This window comes from Rhodoferax sp. GW822-FHT02A01 (assembly GCF_038784515.1).
Taxonomy (GTDB): Bacteria; Pseudomonadota; Gammaproteobacteria; order Burkholderiales; family Burkholderiaceae_C; genus Allorhodoferax.
In genome coordinates this window covers 1,713,870-1,729,198 of the sequence record NZ_CP152376.1, presented here as the reverse complement: position 1 = coordinate 1,729,198, position 15,329 = coordinate 1,713,870, and the positions used below count along the sequence as shown (strand labels likewise).

At 60.4% G+C, this 15,329-nt stretch carries 17 protein-coding genes; 2 read left to right on the top strand and 15 right to left on the bottom strand.

The features are described 5' to 3' along the window. Positions 1-4 precede the first annotated feature (4 nt). Complete coding sequence (locus tag AAGF34_RS08210) at positions 5-1,672, bottom strand: DUF1302 domain-containing protein (RefSeq protein ID WP_342620128.1); 1,668 nt, start codon at positions 1,670-1,672, stop codon at positions 5-7. A gap of 166 nt (positions 1,673-1,838) precedes the next feature. Between AAGF34_RS08210 and AAGF34_RS08205 the strand changes: the two genes are divergently transcribed. Next, positions 1,839-2,747: a LysR family transcriptional regulator gene (locus AAGF34_RS08205; RefSeq protein WP_342620127.1), complete on the top strand. Its 909-nt coding sequence runs from the start codon at positions 1,839-1,841 to the stop codon at positions 2,745-2,747. 13 nt (positions 2,748-2,760) lie between these two features. Here AAGF34_RS08205 and AAGF34_RS08200 read toward each other — a convergent pair whose 3' ends face one another. Both AAGF34_RS08200 and AAGF34_RS08195 read right to left on the bottom strand, forming a co-directional pair. Beyond that, positions 2,761-3,315, bottom strand: coding sequence for an ester cyclase (locus tag AAGF34_RS08200; protein WP_342620126.1), 555 nt, complete (start codon positions 3,313-3,315; stop codon positions 2,761-2,763). 54 nt (positions 3,316-3,369) lie between these two features. Next, the gene (locus tag AAGF34_RS08195; protein WP_342620125.1) at positions 3,370-3,999 is read right to left on the bottom strand and encodes an NADPH-dependent F420 reductase; all 630 of its coding nucleotides are present in this window, start codon (positions 3,997-3,999) and stop codon (positions 3,370-3,372) included. Between the two features lie 137 nt (positions 4,000-4,136). Here AAGF34_RS08195 and AAGF34_RS08190 point away from each other — a divergent pair, with 137 nt between their 5' ends. Then, the gene (locus AAGF34_RS08190) at positions 4,137-5,027 is read left to right on the top strand and encodes a LysR family transcriptional regulator (protein ID WP_342620124.1); all 891 of its coding nucleotides are present in this window, start codon (positions 4,137-4,139) and stop codon (positions 5,025-5,027) included. A gap of 29 nt (positions 5,028-5,056) precedes the next feature. Here AAGF34_RS08190 and maiA read toward each other — a convergent pair whose 3' ends face one another. From maiA to AAGF34_RS08130, 12 genes are all read right to left on the bottom strand, one after another. Next, positions 5,057-5,695, bottom strand: coding sequence for a maleylacetoacetate isomerase (gene maiA, locus AAGF34_RS08185; protein WP_342620123.1), 639 nt, complete (start codon positions 5,693-5,695; stop codon positions 5,057-5,059). A 9-nt stretch (positions 5,696-5,704) separates the two neighbouring features. Next, entirely contained in the window at positions 5,705-6,406 is a 702-nt protein-coding gene (locus AAGF34_RS08180) for a fumarylacetoacetate hydrolase family protein (protein ID WP_342620122.1), read from the bottom strand. Between the two features lie 68 nt (positions 6,407-6,474). After that, positions 6,475-7,530 carry a cupin domain-containing protein gene (locus tag AAGF34_RS08175; protein WP_342620121.1) on the bottom strand — a complete coding sequence of 352 codons (1,056 nt, stop codon included), beginning with the start codon at positions 7,528-7,530 and terminating at the stop codon, positions 6,475-6,477. 50 nt (positions 7,531-7,580) lie between these two features. Continuing rightward, positions 7,581-8,294, bottom strand: coding sequence for an ABC transporter ATP-binding protein (locus AAGF34_RS08170; protein ID WP_342620120.1), 714 nt, complete (start codon positions 8,292-8,294; stop codon positions 7,581-7,583). Between the two features lie 2 nt (positions 8,295-8,296). Further along, entirely contained in the window at positions 8,297-9,049 is a 753-nt protein-coding gene (locus AAGF34_RS08165; protein ID WP_342620119.1) for an ABC transporter ATP-binding protein, read from the bottom strand. Continuing rightward, positions 9,046-10,002 carry a branched-chain amino acid ABC transporter permease gene (locus AAGF34_RS08160; protein WP_342620118.1) on the bottom strand — a complete coding sequence of 319 codons (957 nt, stop codon included), beginning with the start codon at positions 10,000-10,002 and terminating at the stop codon, positions 9,046-9,048. Before AAGF34_RS08160 ends, AAGF34_RS08165 begins: the two co-directional genes overlap by 4 nt. Continuing rightward, positions 9,999-10,925, bottom strand: a complete 927-nt coding sequence (locus AAGF34_RS08155) for a branched-chain amino acid ABC transporter permease (RefSeq protein WP_342620117.1) — start codon at positions 10,923-10,925, stop codon at positions 9,999-10,001. Before AAGF34_RS08155 ends, AAGF34_RS08160 begins: the two co-directional genes overlap by 4 nt. After that, on the bottom strand, positions 10,925-12,097 hold the full coding sequence (locus AAGF34_RS08150) for an ABC transporter substrate-binding protein (RefSeq protein WP_342620116.1): 1,173 nt from the start codon (positions 12,095-12,097) through the stop codon (positions 10,925-10,927). Before AAGF34_RS08150 ends, AAGF34_RS08155 begins: the two co-directional genes overlap by 1 nt. Before the next feature lie 53 nt (positions 12,098-12,150). Then, positions 12,151-12,465, bottom strand: coding sequence for a non-heme iron oxygenase ferredoxin subunit (locus AAGF34_RS08145; protein ID WP_342620115.1), 315 nt, complete (start codon positions 12,463-12,465; stop codon positions 12,151-12,153). A 9-nt stretch (positions 12,466-12,474) separates the two neighbouring features. After that, positions 12,475-12,960 (bottom strand): dalicylate 5-hydroxylase small oxygenase NagH, encoded by a 486-nt coding sequence (gene nagH / locus AAGF34_RS08140; protein WP_342620114.1) that lies wholly within the window; start codon positions 12,958-12,960, stop codon positions 12,475-12,477. A 2-nt stretch (positions 12,961-12,962) separates the two neighbouring features. After that, positions 12,963-14,225 (bottom strand): salicylate 5-hydroxylase large oxygenase NagG, encoded by a 1,263-nt coding sequence (gene nagG, locus AAGF34_RS08135; protein ID WP_342620113.1) that lies wholly within the window; start codon positions 14,223-14,225, stop codon positions 12,963-12,965. 46 nt (positions 14,226-14,271) lie between these two features. Then, positions 14,272-15,258: a 2Fe-2S iron-sulfur cluster-binding protein gene (locus tag AAGF34_RS08130; protein WP_342620112.1), complete on the bottom strand. Its 987-nt coding sequence runs from the start codon at positions 15,256-15,258 to the stop codon at positions 14,272-14,274. Positions 15,259-15,329: the final 71 nt, after the last annotated feature.

Below are 15,329 nucleotides of genomic sequence, written 5' to 3'. Positions count from 1 at the left end.
ATCCTCAGAAAGTTGCGCGCAGCGAGAGGCTCACGAAGTCCCGGTCTGCCAGTGACTGCAGGAACTGCACGTTGTTGTTGTTGTCGGTCGAGCCACCAGCCTGGCCCAGGTAGTGAACGTAGTTGAGCGAGGCAACCCACTTGCCGAGATAGGTCCCGGATATGCCCACGTTGATGTCTCCACCTTCGTTGGGGCCGAACGCGGCTCCAACGGCGGAAGAGCGGCCCCAGGTGTAGCCCAGACCCACGCTGGGTGTGAGGTCGATGCCGGGAAGGGCTTGGCGGTATGTGGGGGAATACACCATGCGCATGGCCGTCGCCTCGCGGTCCGCGTTGGGGTTGAGCATCTGCTCGTTCTTGGTGACTGCTGTGCGGGCGTTCCAGGCAATCTCTCCCACAAAGCTGGCTTCCTGAGCAATGAAGCTGGGGCCCAGGCTTGCCAGCCAGGAGAAGTTCAGGTGAGCTGTTTCACCCACTGCGTATCCGGGGTTGTTCTTGTTGTCGTAGTTCACGCCCACGCCGATGGCAGGTATGACAGATTGCCCCGAGCTGGATAACGGCGTGTTCTGCCGGATCGAAGCTTCGCCCGCCAGACTCCAGGCGCCCACCGTCTTGGCTGCACTCATGCCAAATGACCGGATGCCCTCGTGAAACGCCCAACGGTAGCTGCTGGCAGTCAGATTGCCCGGAAATCCTGTGAGCGTGGTGTAGATGTTGCTCGGTGCGGTGGCGTTGTACTGGATGGCATAGAAGCCGAAATCCGTCTCTATGCTTTCGGCGTGCCAGCGCAATTGCAGGCCACCTTCGCCCGTGTTGCTAGCGTCAATGTCAGCTTGCTTCACAAACACACCGGTCGGTCCTGCATTGAGGCGTTCAGCGCCCGGACCCAAGGTATCGGTGGTCGACAGGTAGGAGCCCACGGGCATCATGCGGGTCTTCTCCCATTCGTAGCCGACGTAGGCGCCCAGGGTCACGTCGTCGGTGAGCTGGATCTGCCCCGAGAGCTTGCCGGTGGGGCGTGCGATTTCCTTGAACTGGGAGTTGGGCACCGACTGCAGCTTGACCAGATCCAGCGGCGCCTGCCCGCCCGCGATGCCGTTGGCACCGAAGAACAGGGTCTCGCCCCACAGCAACGTGTGGCGGCCCAGGCGCAAGGTGACCGGCTTGTCCGCCAGGTCGAAGCGGCCCCATACAAAGGCGTCCAGCAGCTCCTCGTTGCGGCCCATGATCTTCTGGGTTTCCGAGGCGAACTCGCTTGCGGGCTGGTGGTTTGAAGTCGTCGTCGAATTGGACGTATTGCCGTTGTATACCGAGTCGTACCAGGCCGCGCCGCTCAGGCGCAGTCCGTAGTTCTGGGCCTGCACATCCAACTCACTGAACAGGTCGAACCGGTTCGATACCACGCCGGTTCCGAAGTTGTTGTCACCGTCGTCTTGGTTGCTGTTGTTGGGCCCCACGACACCTGTAGGACCGAAACGGGTGCTCGCCAGAGAGGGCGATGCGCTGTTCATACGAAAAGCAGTGCTGTACTTGACGGTGTTGTCCCAGCGCGCCTTGATGTCCGAGTTACCTGTATCCAGTTCAATGGCCTGCACTCCGCTGACCATGATCGAAGCTGCGCTGATGGCGGTCAATCGACGTGCCAGCGCCCTGTGCGATTGCGGTTTCTTCATTTTTGTCTCCAGATATTTTTTGTAGTCACACGTTTGATGGCGCCAAAAATTTGACGTCCATCAACGGGACTGGGCGGACTGTACGGAGTTACCATCCATCTGGAAAATGGATTAATTCAATGCTCTGTATTGATAGCAGTGATTCCTCAAGGGTTAACACCAAGCCATGCGTTTCAACAAACTGGATCTCAATCTGCTGGTTGCGCTGGACGCGCTGCTGAGCGAGGAAAGCATCACCCGAGCGGCCGACAAGGTGCACATCGGGCAATCGGCCATGAGCAATGCATTGGCGCGCCTGCGGGAGTTCTTTGATGATGAACTGCTGGTCCAGGTGGGGCGGCACATGGAGCCCACTCCGCGCGCGCTGGCGCTCAAGGATCCAGTGCGGGACGTATTGATACGGGTGGAGGCGGCGGTCGTTTCACAACCGCGGTTTGACCCCAGTGTTTCTGACCGGGAGTTCCGGCTCACGGTGTCGGATTACACCAGTGCCGTACTGGTACCCCACCTACTGTCGCTGATGCACAGACAGTCATGCAAGGTGCGGCTTATCCTGTTGCCACAGGTTGTCAATCCACAGCGCGCGTTGGAGCGCGGCGAGGTGGATCTGATGATCATCCCTGAACGATTCGCCTCTACGGAGCACCTCACCGAGCACCTGTTCAACGAGTCGTTTCAATGCCTCGTGTGGAAGGAATCACCGTTGGCACACGGCGAGCTGACGCTGGAACGATACCTTGCCCATGGACATGTGGTGATGCAACCCAATAACGGAACGGCTTATGAGACAGCCGCGTTGGCGGCCAAAGGAATTCACCGCAGGATAGACGTCACCACTTTCAGCTTTGCCACCGCCCCCCGCATGGTGGTGAACACCTCACTCATAGTGACCATTCACGAGCGACTGGCCCGGCAAGCAGCACGCGCCCTGCCCGTCGTCAGTCGCCCCATGCCAGTGAAGATCGAGCCCATGACCCAGGTGATGCAGTGGCACAAATACCGCTCCAACGACCCGGGCCTGGTCTGGCTGCGCAATGCCCTCAAGATCGCGGCGCGTGAAATGGATCTTGAATAGTGCAGCTGCTGGCTTAATTGCCCAGGCCGAGTTGCTTCATGAAGTCCTGGTTGTCCCAGAACAACCATTCATGGTCCATCGTCTTGCCGCTCCAGTGACCGATGGTGGCCATGCCAATGGCAAAGCGCTTGCCGGTGGGTGCAATCGTCTTGCCGTCTCCAATCGGCATGGGTTTGGTAAAGGTCCCCGTCATCACGCCGGTGACCGAGGTCCAGGTACCGGAGCCAAAACGGATCGGATGCTCCTTGATGGTGATGTCCGGTGCAAACACAAACATGGCCTTCAGGTCATCGATGTGGTGCTCAATGCCCTTGGTCTCGTGGCCATCCGGCCAGGTCACCACGATATCGGTCGAATGGCTTTCCTTCAGACGGTCCCACTTCTGGTTGCTGAACACATCAAAGTCCAGCGTGTCGAAAACCTTGAGATTGCGCTCTACACGCGGTGCCTGCCTTTCATGCTTGGGCGGCGGTGTGGTGGGATTCTCTGCGGGTGTCTGTGCCTGGGCAAAACCCATGGTGGAAATCACGGCTACAGCAATAAGAGACTTGATTGAAACGTTGTGCATGGTGAATACCTTGTGATGTAAAAGTGAATGCTTCTGTTTTCAAAAGCGATGCGCCTACGCGCCAATCCAGGTTGGTGCAATCCCGGTTCCGCGACCGGCGCCATAGCCCAAATAGATGTTCAAGCCGGCCAAGGGCTCCAGATAACGTGCGTTCTTCAGACCGCCGGCATCCGTTGTGGCAAAACCCAAGCTCTCGGCCAGAGCCTTGACTGTCTGCTTGGCGGCATCGCTGTCACCTGCATAGAAGACGGTGGCCTTGTTGCCATCGGCCAGCGTGGCGCCCTGGGCCAGAACCTGGGCAAACAGCGTGTTGAACGCCTTGACCAGCAGCGCGCCGGGAACGGCTTTGGCAATCTCTTCAGAGGCGGACGTGCTGTGGCCCAACGTCAAACCCATGTAGTCGGCAGTCAGCGGATTGGTGATGTCGACCACCACCTTGCCTTGCAGATTGCCCACGGACTGCAACGCGCTCACTGCATCGGCGTAACCTGTGGCCAGCACGACCACATCCTTGCCGTCGGCGGCCGATGCGGGTAGCACCGCCTTCACGCCCGGGTATTGGGCAGCCAATGCGGCGACCTTGGTTGCGTCACGTGCAGCAACGCTGACTTCATGGCCAGCGGCAGAGATTTGCTTGACGAAGGCCGAACCCATGTTGCCGGCACCGATAACGAGAACTTTCATACGATTTCCTTTCAATGGTTGGTAGGTAACTTCAAAGCCTTCACACGGTTGCTGGAAGGCATGTGTGAACTGTATTTATTGCAACCAATAAGATAAATATGGTTGAATGACATGAACTATTCCGATATTCATAACAAATGGACAAATTTCTGGAAATGAAGACCTTTGCTGCCGTTGTTGACGGTGGCAGCTTTGTGCAGGCTGCCGACGCACTGAACATGTCCAAGCCAGCGGTGTCGCGCCACGTGGCGGAACTGGAGCAGCGCCTGGGTGTCAGACTGCTGCACCGGACCACCCGCAAGCTCTCACTCACCGAAGAAGGGCGGCAGTTCTATGGACGCTGCAAAACCGTTCTAGCCGACGTGGAGATTGCAGAAGAAGAGATCACCGCCACATCGATTGCGGTGAAAGGCCTGATCAAGGTGAATGTGCCGGTGTCGTTCGGCCTGTGGGAACTTGCGCCGCTGTGGCCCGACTTCATGGGCAAGTACCCGGAGATTGAGCTGGACATCACCTTTGCCGATCGCATCGTGGACCTGGTGGAAGAGGGCTACGACCTTGCCGTGCGCATTGCGCGCCTTCCCAACTCATCCTTGGTGAGCAGGAAGTTGGCATCCACCCGGTTGGTGCTTTGCGCCTCTCCGGCCTATCTCAAGAAAAACGGCAGGCCCAGACACCCATCCGAACTGACGGACCACACGGTGCTTTCCTACAGCTTGCTATCCACCGGAGACCAGTGGCATTTTGAGGGTCCGCAGGGTGGTGTTTCTGTCACCGTCAAGCCGCGCATGCGGACCAACAGCGGGGACACCTGCATTGCCGCCGCGCGCAAAGGTAAAGGTGTGGTCCTTCAACCTTCCTTCATGGTGAATGCAGATCTGCAAACTGGAGCACTGGTGGAACTGATGCCGGACTATCGCTCCATCGAGTTCGGCATCTATGCGGTGTATCCAACGCGCCAACACGTATCACCCAAGGTGCGCGCCTTGATCGACTTTCTGGTAAAGGCCCTGAAGAACGTGCGCTGACACAGGAAACGGTTGCCCGGGGCTTTACGTTACGACGCGTCGGGCTGTGCCTTGGGTGCTGCCCGCTGGAATGCGTCCAGTGCTGCGCACCTGGCATCCACTTCGCTGATCAGCGGCCACCGGCCCAGATCGACCTTGAAGCGGCGTGCACTTTCGATCTGCGGAATCAGGTAGGCATCGGCAAGGGTCGGCGCGCTGCCAAAGCTGAAGCCTGCACGGCGCGTATCTGCAGCCAGCAACGCTTCATAGGCATCAAACCCATCACGGATCCAGGTGCCGCACCAGTGGTTGATGGCAGCCTCGTCGGCACCAAAACTGGCGCGCAGCGTATCCAGAATGCGTTTGTTGTTGACGGGATGGATGTCGCAACCGACTACCGCGGCCAGCGCCCGCACATGGGCTCTGTCGTTCATATCCGTGGGCAGCAAGGCCGGTGTGGGGTAGCGCTCTTCCAGCCATTCGATGATGGCTACGGATTGCGTCAACACATGGTCGCCATCCACCAGCGCGGGCACCAGTCCTTGCGGGTTCAGGGCCTTGAATGCATTGCCCTGGTGCTCGTTCTTGCGCAGGTCTACCGCCACATAGTCGTAGCTGAGACCCTTGAGGTTCAAGACGATGCGCAGGCGGTGTGAGGTGCCGCTGCGAAAGAAGTTGTGGAGCTTCATCACACCTGCCTACTCGGGTGCGCCGACCGCCAGTGCGACTTCGGCCACGCCGTCCACCCGTCCCGTAATCTTGTCACCGGGCACCACCGGACCCACGCCTTCGGGTGTGCCGGTGTAAATCAGGTCACCGGGCTGCAGGTGGTAGAACAGGGAAAGATCGGCAATCAGCTCCCGCACATTCCAGATCAGCTTGTCCACATCGGACGACTGCTTGGTCTGGCCATTGACCTCCAGGGCGATGGCGCCTTTTTCAATGATCACACCTTCCATGGGAACAATCTCCGAGCAGACGGATGATTGCTCCACGTCCTTGCCCAGGTCCCAGGGGCGCCCCTTGTCACGCGCTACCAGTTGCAGATCGCGGCGCGTCATGTCCAGGCCGGCTGCATAGCCGTAGACCAGGGTATGGGCATCCTCCGCCTTGACGCGAAAGCCCGCCTTGCCAATGGCCACCACCATTTCCATTTCAAAGTGGTAGTTGCTAGTCTCGGGTGGGTACGCCACCGTGGCACCCGAGGCCGTCAAGGTCTGTGGTGCCTTGGTGAAATAGAAGGGACGCTCTACGGACTTGTCCACGGGGCGCCCCATTTCCACCGCATGGGCGTGGTAGTTGCGGCCCACAAAAAACAGTCGGTTGATGGGGAAGCGGGCGTCCGATCCACGGATGGCCAACGACATGGTGGGAGGGGGCGTAAACAGGAAACGTGACATGGTGGTGCTTTCTTGCAGTGATGTTGATAGGTGGAATGGGGTGAAGGGCACGTCAAGCGGCCAGGGACTCAGCCCCGGTTCTCATACACACCCAATTTGCGATGCAGTGGCGCTTCATCTGCCACAAACAGGAAGGCGGGCGCACTGGCAGAGCGGTTCTTCAGGGTCACGGCCGTATAGCCTGGCGCGCAGCAGGTGTCCGCCTCGACCAGGGCGAAGGCGGTCTGCTCCACCTGCACATCCGTCTGGCCTTCGATCTGGTGGAACACCTGGGCGGGTGAGCGTGCCGGAAGTCGCAAGGTTTCTCCGGGGCGCAACATCAGCGCATAGAAGCCCAGGATGTTTTCTGCGTCTGCTCCTGTTTCCGGATTCACGTAGGTGACCTGCACAGCGTCCGGCCCGGTCTGCGCTTCAGCCAGCGACAGCAGTGCCGCCTTGGCATCGGCCCAGGGGTAGCGCAGCATGGGGTATGCCTTGTTTGCGCGCTGGAACACCTTGGTAGGTGCCACACCACCACGTGCATAGGACTTGAAGCCCTGGCCTTCGGTAACGCTTTGGCTGGGCCCCTCCAGGTGGTAGGAAGTCTCCGTGTAGTAGACCAGGGGCAGGTCCAGCACATCGAGCCAGATCACCGGGTCCTTTCCATCGTGGCCGTGCTCGTGCCACAAGCCAGTGGGCGTGAGGATCAGGTCACCCCGCTGCATGGGGCACTTCTCGCCACCCACCAGCGTCCACGCGCCTTCGCCCTCCACCACCATACGCACCGCGTTGGGTGTGTGGCGGTGCACGGGCGCCAGTTCCCCGGGCAACAGCAGTTGCATGCCCAGGTACATGGCGGCACTGGCCTGCATGTTGTTCAGGCCATGGCCCGGATTGGCCAGCACCAGAACGCGACGCTCCGCCTTCTCGATCGGTGTCAACGCACCGGCCTGAATCAACAGCTCGCGAACCTCGGCATAGGGCCAGTGCGTGGTCTGGGTCTTGCGCGCAGGAATATCCGGTGGCAACACGCCACGCAGACTGGGCCATAGCGGAACCAGATTGCGTTGGGTAAGTTGGTCGCGGTAGGCCTGCGGCAGGTCTTCCAGACGGCCCAGCGTGTCAAAACGGTTGTTGTCTTTCATGTTGCTCTCCAAAGTGATTCGGGCTGCGCACGGCTGTGGTCTGGTTCTCTTCAAACACCCAGGTACTCGTGCACGATGCGGGGGGTTACCCGCAATTCAGCGGACGTACCAGACCAGACCACCACGCCCTTCTCCATCACAAAGTGGCGGTCCGCCAACTCCAGCAAGGGCCCCAGGTTTTTGTCGATCACGATCAGGGACAGGCCCTCGGCCTTCAACTCCCCCAGTGCACGCCAGATCTCTGCGCGGATGAGTGGTGCCAGGCCCTCGGTGGCTTCGTCCAGCACCACCAGCCGCGGGTTGGTCATCAGGGCGCGGCCAATCGCCAGCATCTGTTGCTCACCCCCGGAGAGCTGCGAACCCATGTTGAAGCGTCGCTCCTCCAGACGCGGGAAGAAGCCATACACGCGCTGCAGGCTCCAGTCCTTCAGGCCATTGGCTGCGTTGCTGCGTGCTGTGGCAACCAGGTTCTCCTCCACTGTCAGGTTCGGAAAGATCTGTCGGCCTTCGGGCACCAGCCCCAGCCCCAGCTTGGCAATCTGGTGGGAAGCCAGCCGTTCCGTGCGCTTGCCACCGAAAGCAATTTCTCCAGCCTTGGGTTCCAGCAATCCAAACAGGCACTTGATGGTGGTGGAGCGGCCCATTCCGTTGCGCCCCAGCAGGGTGATGACCTCGCCCTCGCCAACCGACAGGTCCACACCAAACAGAACCTGGGCAGCGCCGTAGCCAGCCTTCAAACCCGTCACAGTCAATAAGGGGTTCATGGTCAGGCGATCTCCTCTTCACCGAGGTAGATGGAGCGCACTTCCTCGTTGGCGCGTATTTCCTCCGGCGAGCCGGTCACCATCAATCGGCCATACACCAGCACGCTGATGCGGTCAGCCAGAGCGAACACGGCGTTCATGTCGTGTTCGACCAGCAGAATGGTGTACTTGCGCTTGAGTGTTTTGAGCAATGCCACCACGGCGGCAGACTCCTGCACGCTCATGCCGGCCATGGGCTCGTCCAGCAGCAGGAACCGGGGACGCGCAGCCAATGCCATGGCCAGCTCCAGCTGCCTGCGCTCACCATAGCCCAGCTCGGATGCCTGAATGTGGGATCGCGCAAAGAGGCCCGCAGCCTCTATGCCCTCCAGCGCAGCGGCATGCGCCTGGCGGTCGCCCAGCATGGACTGCCAGAACCGGAATGCATGGGTGCGTGCGCCCAGTGCCGCCAGGGTCGCGTTTTCCAGGACCGTGAATTCGTCAAACACCGAAGTGATCTGGTAGGAGCGCACCAGGCCTGCGCGGGCGCGGGCATTGATGCCCAAGGCGCTCACGTCCTGGTCGCCAAAGCGGATGTTCCCGCTATCCGACCGCAGCTCGCCCGACAACTGGTTGATCAGTGTGGTCTTGCCCGCACCATTGGGGCCGATGATGGCGTGCAGCTCCCCTTCCCGCACGTCCAGCGACACCTTGTCGGTGACCAGAATGGCGCCATAGCGCTTGGTCAGGGCGTCTGTTTGCAACAGCGTCTTCATGCGGAACCTTCTTTCGCAGTGCGGTTCTGCAGCCAGCCTGCCAGACCCGTCTTGCCCAACATGGCGACCGCCAGAATGGCCAGACCGAACACCGCCATCCAATGCTCTGTGGCAGCCTTCAACACTTCTTCTGCGCCAAGAAATGCCAGCGCCCCCAGAAAGGGACCGAAGACACTGCCCAGGCCACCCAGCACCACCATGACGATGAGCTCTCCCGACACGGTCCAGGCCATGCTGCTGGGTGAGGCATAGGCGTTGAGGTTGGCCAGCAGCATGCCGGCCACGCCGCACAGAACGGCCGAGAGGGTGTAGGCGGCCAGTTGGTAGCGCTGCAGCGCCAGCCCCACGGACATCACCCGTCTTGCGTTCTGCCGCCCGGCCCGCAAAGCCATGCCAAAGGGCGAGACGCGCAGCCGCAGAACCCACCAGGTCAAAGCAACCAGCACACCCCAGGCAGCGTAGTAGACCGCTGTGGGCGTGTTGAGTTGCAGGCCGAAGAATGCACTGGCGGAGGCAATGCCCATGCCATCGTCGCCGCCATACTGCTTGAGGCTGACAATGACGAAGTAGCCCATCTGCGCAAATGCCAGTGTGATCATGATGAAGGCGATGCCGGACGTGCGCAGGCTGATCAGCCCGGTGAATCCTCCCACCAGCGCACACAGCAGCACGCACATGCCCAGATGGACCCAGCCGGAAGACACACCGTAGTAAGCCGGCAGCGAAACGCTGTACATGCCGATGCCGACAAACAGGGCATGGCCCAGGCTGACCAGGCCGCCAAAGCCCAGGGCAATATTCAGGGCGCTGGCGGCGATGGCGTAGACCAGCACGCGGGCAAAGAACGAGACCCAGAAGCTGTCCTGCAACCCTGTGGCAATGGGCGGCAGCACGGCCAGGGCCAGAAGCAGCAGCACCGGAATGTGCTGCGCCGGTCGAATGGGGTTCTTCATGATTTGCCCTTGATGGCGGGAAACAGGCCTTGCGGACGCCAGGCCAGGATCACGGCCATCAGCACGTAGATCAGCATGGACGCAAGGGCGGGTCCGGCAGCATTGGCGACTTCCCTGTCGGCAAAGGCGCGTATGAGCATGGGCAAAAAGGTGCGGCCCAGCGTGTCAACGAGCCCGACGATGATGCCGGCATAGAGTGCGCCGTGCACGGAGCCAATGCCCCCAATCACGATCACCACCAATGTCGTAATCAGCACGGGTTCCCCCATGCCGCTTTGCACCGACAGGATGGGGCCGGCCATGGCGCCGGCCAGCGCCGCCAGGGCCGAGCCCAGTGCGAACAGCATGGCGTTGAGCAAACCGATGTTGACGCCCAGTGCGCCCACCATCTGCGGGTTGACCGAGCCGGCACGAATCAGCATGCCGACGCGGGTCTTGTGGATCAGCCACTGGCTGCCTGCGGCTACCAGCAGGCCCACCACAATGATCAGGAAGCGGTAACTGGGGTAGCTGAATCCCAACAGGTCGACCGTGCCGGAGAGTGACTCCGGCAAGCTGACAAAGACGGGCTGCGGGCCCCAGACCATGCGCACGACCTCATTGAAGAACAGCACCAGGCCGAAAGTGGCCAGCACATGGTCCAGGTGGTCGCGCCGGTACAGCCTGGATACGGCCACCCACTCCAGCACCAGCCCCACCACAACCCCGGTGGCGACTGCCGCCAGCACGCCCAGCGCGAAGGAACCTGTGGAGCCGCCCACCACGGCAGCCGCGTAGGCGCCCAGCATGTACAGCGAACCATGGGCCAGATTGACAAAGCTCATGATGCCGAACACCAACGTCAGACCGGCGGCCAGCAGAAACAGCATGATGCCGTACTGCAGGCCGTTGAGCAGCTGCGCAATAAGCAGGGATGCCGACATCACTTGGCCTTGCACAGAGCCACGTAGGCATCCTGGTGATCCGCCAAGGGTGTGCTCAACTGCTTGACGGTGACATCATTGCCTTCCTTGATCGTCTGGAAGGCGTAGTAGTTCTGTACCGGCATGTTGTTGGTGTTGAATCGGAAAGGGCCGCGAATGGACTTCAGCTCGGCACCGGCTGACTTGACGGCTGCAGCGAATGCCGCCTTGCCAACGGTATTGCCCTTGACCTTGCGCACGGCAATGTCCAGCAGACGGGCCGTGTCATACGCCACCGCCGCATAGTGGCTGGGAACGCGGCCGTATTTCTTGCTGAAGGCTGCGATGAACTCGGCGTTGCCCGGCGTCTTCAATGCCACATCCCACATGGCGCCCGAAATGACGCCTACTGCCGCGTCACGCAAGGACGGCAAGGTGGTGCCGTCCACCGTGAAGGCCGACAGCATGGGAATCTTCTTGAGCAGGCCGGCCTGGCTGAACTGTTTGACAAAGTTCACACCCATACCGCCCGGATAGAACACGAACACGGCGTCCGGCCCGGCAGACTGCAGCTGAGCAATCTCGGCAGAGTAGTCGGGCTGGTTGACCTGGGTGTACACCTCGTCCAGCACCTGGCCCTTGAAATAGCGCTTGAAGCCGGCGACATAGTCCTTGCCGGCCTGGTAGTTGGGGGCCATCAGATACACACGCTTGTAGCCGGTGTCCTGCGCGTACTTGCCCATGGCCTCTGCCGTGCCGTCGTTCTGCCAGGCCATGGAAAACACATTGGGCAGGCAACCGGCGCCGGCCAGCGGAGACGGGCCCGCATTGGTGGCAATGGCCACCGTACCGGACTCCACAATGCGTGGCAGGCTGGCCATCAGTACATTGGAGAAACCGAGCCCCACAATGGCATCCACCTTGTCGCGGTCAATCAGCTTGCGGGCAATCTGGTTGCCCAGTTCGGGCTTGAGCTGGTCGTCCTCGCGCAGCACCGTGACGGCCTCTCCGCCCAACTTCTTGCCCAGGGCTTCAATGCCCAGCATGAAGCCGTCGTACTGGTCCTGCCCCACGGCGGCCACCGGTCCCGACAAAGGGCCGGTAAAGCCGATCTTTATTTCCGCATGGGCGGCACTCAGGCTTAGCGCAGCCACGCTGCAGGCAAATATCTTGGCAAAGGGTTTTGATTTCATGTTTGTCTCCTCAATGGTTTGTGCGTCCTCACAGGGCGCATTGATCAGTCAATTCAGTCGAGCTTGAGCATCACGCGCATGTTCTCGATGCGCACGGCATAGGTCTTGATGTTCTCGGTCAACGGCGCGCACAAGGCCTGGCCCGTGCACACGTCGAACTTGCCTTGGTGCAGGGGACATTCAATTTCGCGACCTTCGAGAAATCCGTCACTCATGCGGGCGTGGCCATGGGTACAGAAGTTGTCGGTGGCAAAGACCTCGCCCTCCACTTCGTACAGGGCAATCTCCTTGCCCCCCACCTGCACGCCAATCACGTCACCCTCGGGAACGTCGGCCAGGGCCGCTGCATCCAACCAGTTGTCAGCCATTGCTTGTCCTTAGATGGGGTAGATGATGGAGTTGGAGATCATTTCGCTGTCATAGACGCACAGACGGGACTGGAACTTCAGCCCCTCGGGCGTGCGCACGATCACATCGCGGTAATAGCCCACATTGAAGACCGTGGAGTCCCCGTCGAACTTGGTACGGATCACGGTGTAGTTGGCTTCCGAGGTGATGCGCTCACCATAGAGGTCACGCTCCACCGACACCACACGCGGCGTGCCCACGATATGGCGCTGGTAGTAGGGGTCGTGGTACATGGTTTCCTTGACGCCGTAAACCCGATCGCGAATCATGTTCTTGCTCTCCAGCGCCAGCAGGCACAGGGGCAGGCCCTGGTCAAAGTTCTCGCGCGGCTGCAGGCGGTAGGTACCCTCTTCCACAAAGAACTCGGGCCACTTTTCCCATTCGGCCGAGTCGCAGACCATGGCGTAGTCGCTGTAGAGGTTGAGCAGTTCGAAGTACGTCTTGAAGTCGATCATGTTTATTCCCCCATCACCTTGCGCCAGTAGTTGTACATGCCACGAATCAAGGTCTCGGTGACCATGTGATCGGTGTCGCCTATGTCGTATCCGCCCATCTCGATGACCGTGCGGTGTGCGGGCTTTTGCTCGAAGCCTTCTTGCGACCATTCGATGACCTCGCCATCGTCGGCTGAGACGAATCCTGCCGGGCCGAACAGATTGGCCTGGATCAGGCGGCGCTCTTTCATTTCGGGTGTGTCGTCTTCAAAGCCGAAGTGCGTCCACACAAAGTCGAAGGAGCCGTGTCCGTTGGGCTGGATGTGACGTGTGGATACGCTGTTGACCTGCTGCTGGATGATCACACTGGGGAAGATGGTGGTCATCACGGCTGTGGGGCCACCCCACCAGGGTTCGGGGACGATGTCCAGCAGGCGTGGGTCGTTGACCTTCATCTGGTCCTTGAAGCTGTCCACGCCGGACACCACATCGGCGTTCTTGCCGCCCTGGCCGCGGGTGGAGATCATGGCGGCATGGCGGAACTTGTCGTCCATCTTCAGTTCGGACTTGTTATCCGCGCGCCACAGGCCAAAGGTGGAGAACCAGGTGTGCAGCAGACCGGGATGGTAGGGGTCCTTGATGTTTTCCTGCATCAGTTTCCAGTTGCCCGGAATGCGCTGGCGGCGATAACCCAGTATCTCGAGCTTGCGGCCATCAAACACGCGGTCGAAATATTTCAGGATGGTGGGTCCGAGGAATTCCTCAAAAGGCTCCACATCGTGGTCAAAGGAGGCGAATACCACGCCACCGCGCACAGCCACCTTCAACTTGGTGAGGCCGTGGTCGGCCACCTTGAAGTCCTTGGGCATGCCACCGTTGACCTTGCCTTCCTGCTTGACCCCGCGTATGAATGGCACTCCCTGCAGGTCACCCTTGAGGCTGTAGTTCCACTGGTGGTACGGACAGAAGAAGTCCTTGGCATGGCCGTTGCGCTCGCGGCAGAAACGCATGCCGCGGTGGGCACAGACGTTTTCCACCACGTTCACATGACCTTCCGGGTCGCGCACCATGATGACGGAGCGCTCGCCAACCACGGTGCGCTTGAAGTCACCCGCGTTGGGGATTTCTGCCTCCAGGCCAACATAGCACCAGTGACCGTTGTAGAACAGACGATCCAGTTCCTTCTTGTACAAATCCTCACGGGTATACGCCCAAAAGGGCACCCGGCTGGTCCCTTCCCCTGGCCATACAGGGCTGTCGGGGAAGACGGTATTGGTTTCACTCATTGCTTGTCTCCTTTGGTTGTTCAGGTGTCAGTGAAAGCAGCGCGCGTCAGACGCCACTGGGGTAGAAGGCGTCGGCATGCACATGGCCCGGCTCCACGCCCATGCGGGTGACGAGCAGGTTGAGCGCGTCGACCATGGCCGGTGCGCCGCACAGGTAGGCGCGCCAACCCTTGAGGCTGCCGAGGTCTTTTTCGATGGCGTCTGTGACCAGGCCGCTGCGCTGACCTGCACCGGGAGCGCCGGTGGCGACCACGATGTGAACCTTCACGTTCGGGTGGGCGGCGGCCAAAGCCTGCAGGCGGTCCGCGTCATAGACATCCTCGGCGCTGCGCACACCGAAGTACAGATGAATCGGGTTCTGCATGCCTGAGGCCAACGCGCCACGCACGATGGATAACACCGGCGCCAGACCCGTACCGCCACCCACGCAGAGCATGGGACCGGTGTGCTTCTTGCGCAGATAGGCAGTACCCAGCGGGCCACTGATGCGCAGCGCGGCACCCACTTGCAGTTCGTCAAATATGAAAGCGGTAACCCGCCCATCTGGTACCCGGCGGATCTGGAATTCCCACTCGTCGTCTTCACTCAATCCGGCCATGGAATAGGGGCGGATGTGTTCGGGCGTGAACTGCACCGTCGCATACTGTCCGGCACTGAATTCGATCGGCTTGGCCAGCTTGACCCGGAGGCGGCGGATGTCATGCGTTGCTGCTTCAATGGCGGTGACCGTTCCCTTCACGATGCGTGCGGCATGCACCACCACCTCGTCCACCTCAGGCAACTCGATGCTGCAGTTGTCGGTGAGCACCGCCTGGCAGGCCAGTACGTAATCGTCTTTTCCCGCCTGCGGCCGTCCCGCTTCCGGACCGCTGTTGCGCACCTGACCAGACACCACGCGGCAGCGGCAGGTGCCGCAACGTCCCGACATGCAGCTGTAGGAGATGGGCAGCTGGTGCGCCCTGAGGACGTCCAGCAGATTGCTTCCGCTGTCCACGTTCAGACGCACGTTGAGAGGTTCTACGACGAGTTCCATGCTATTGAGGCTGTTGCCCTTGTCTCCTGTTTGCGGCGATTCTGGAGACTTGCGTCATATAAGTCGATAAA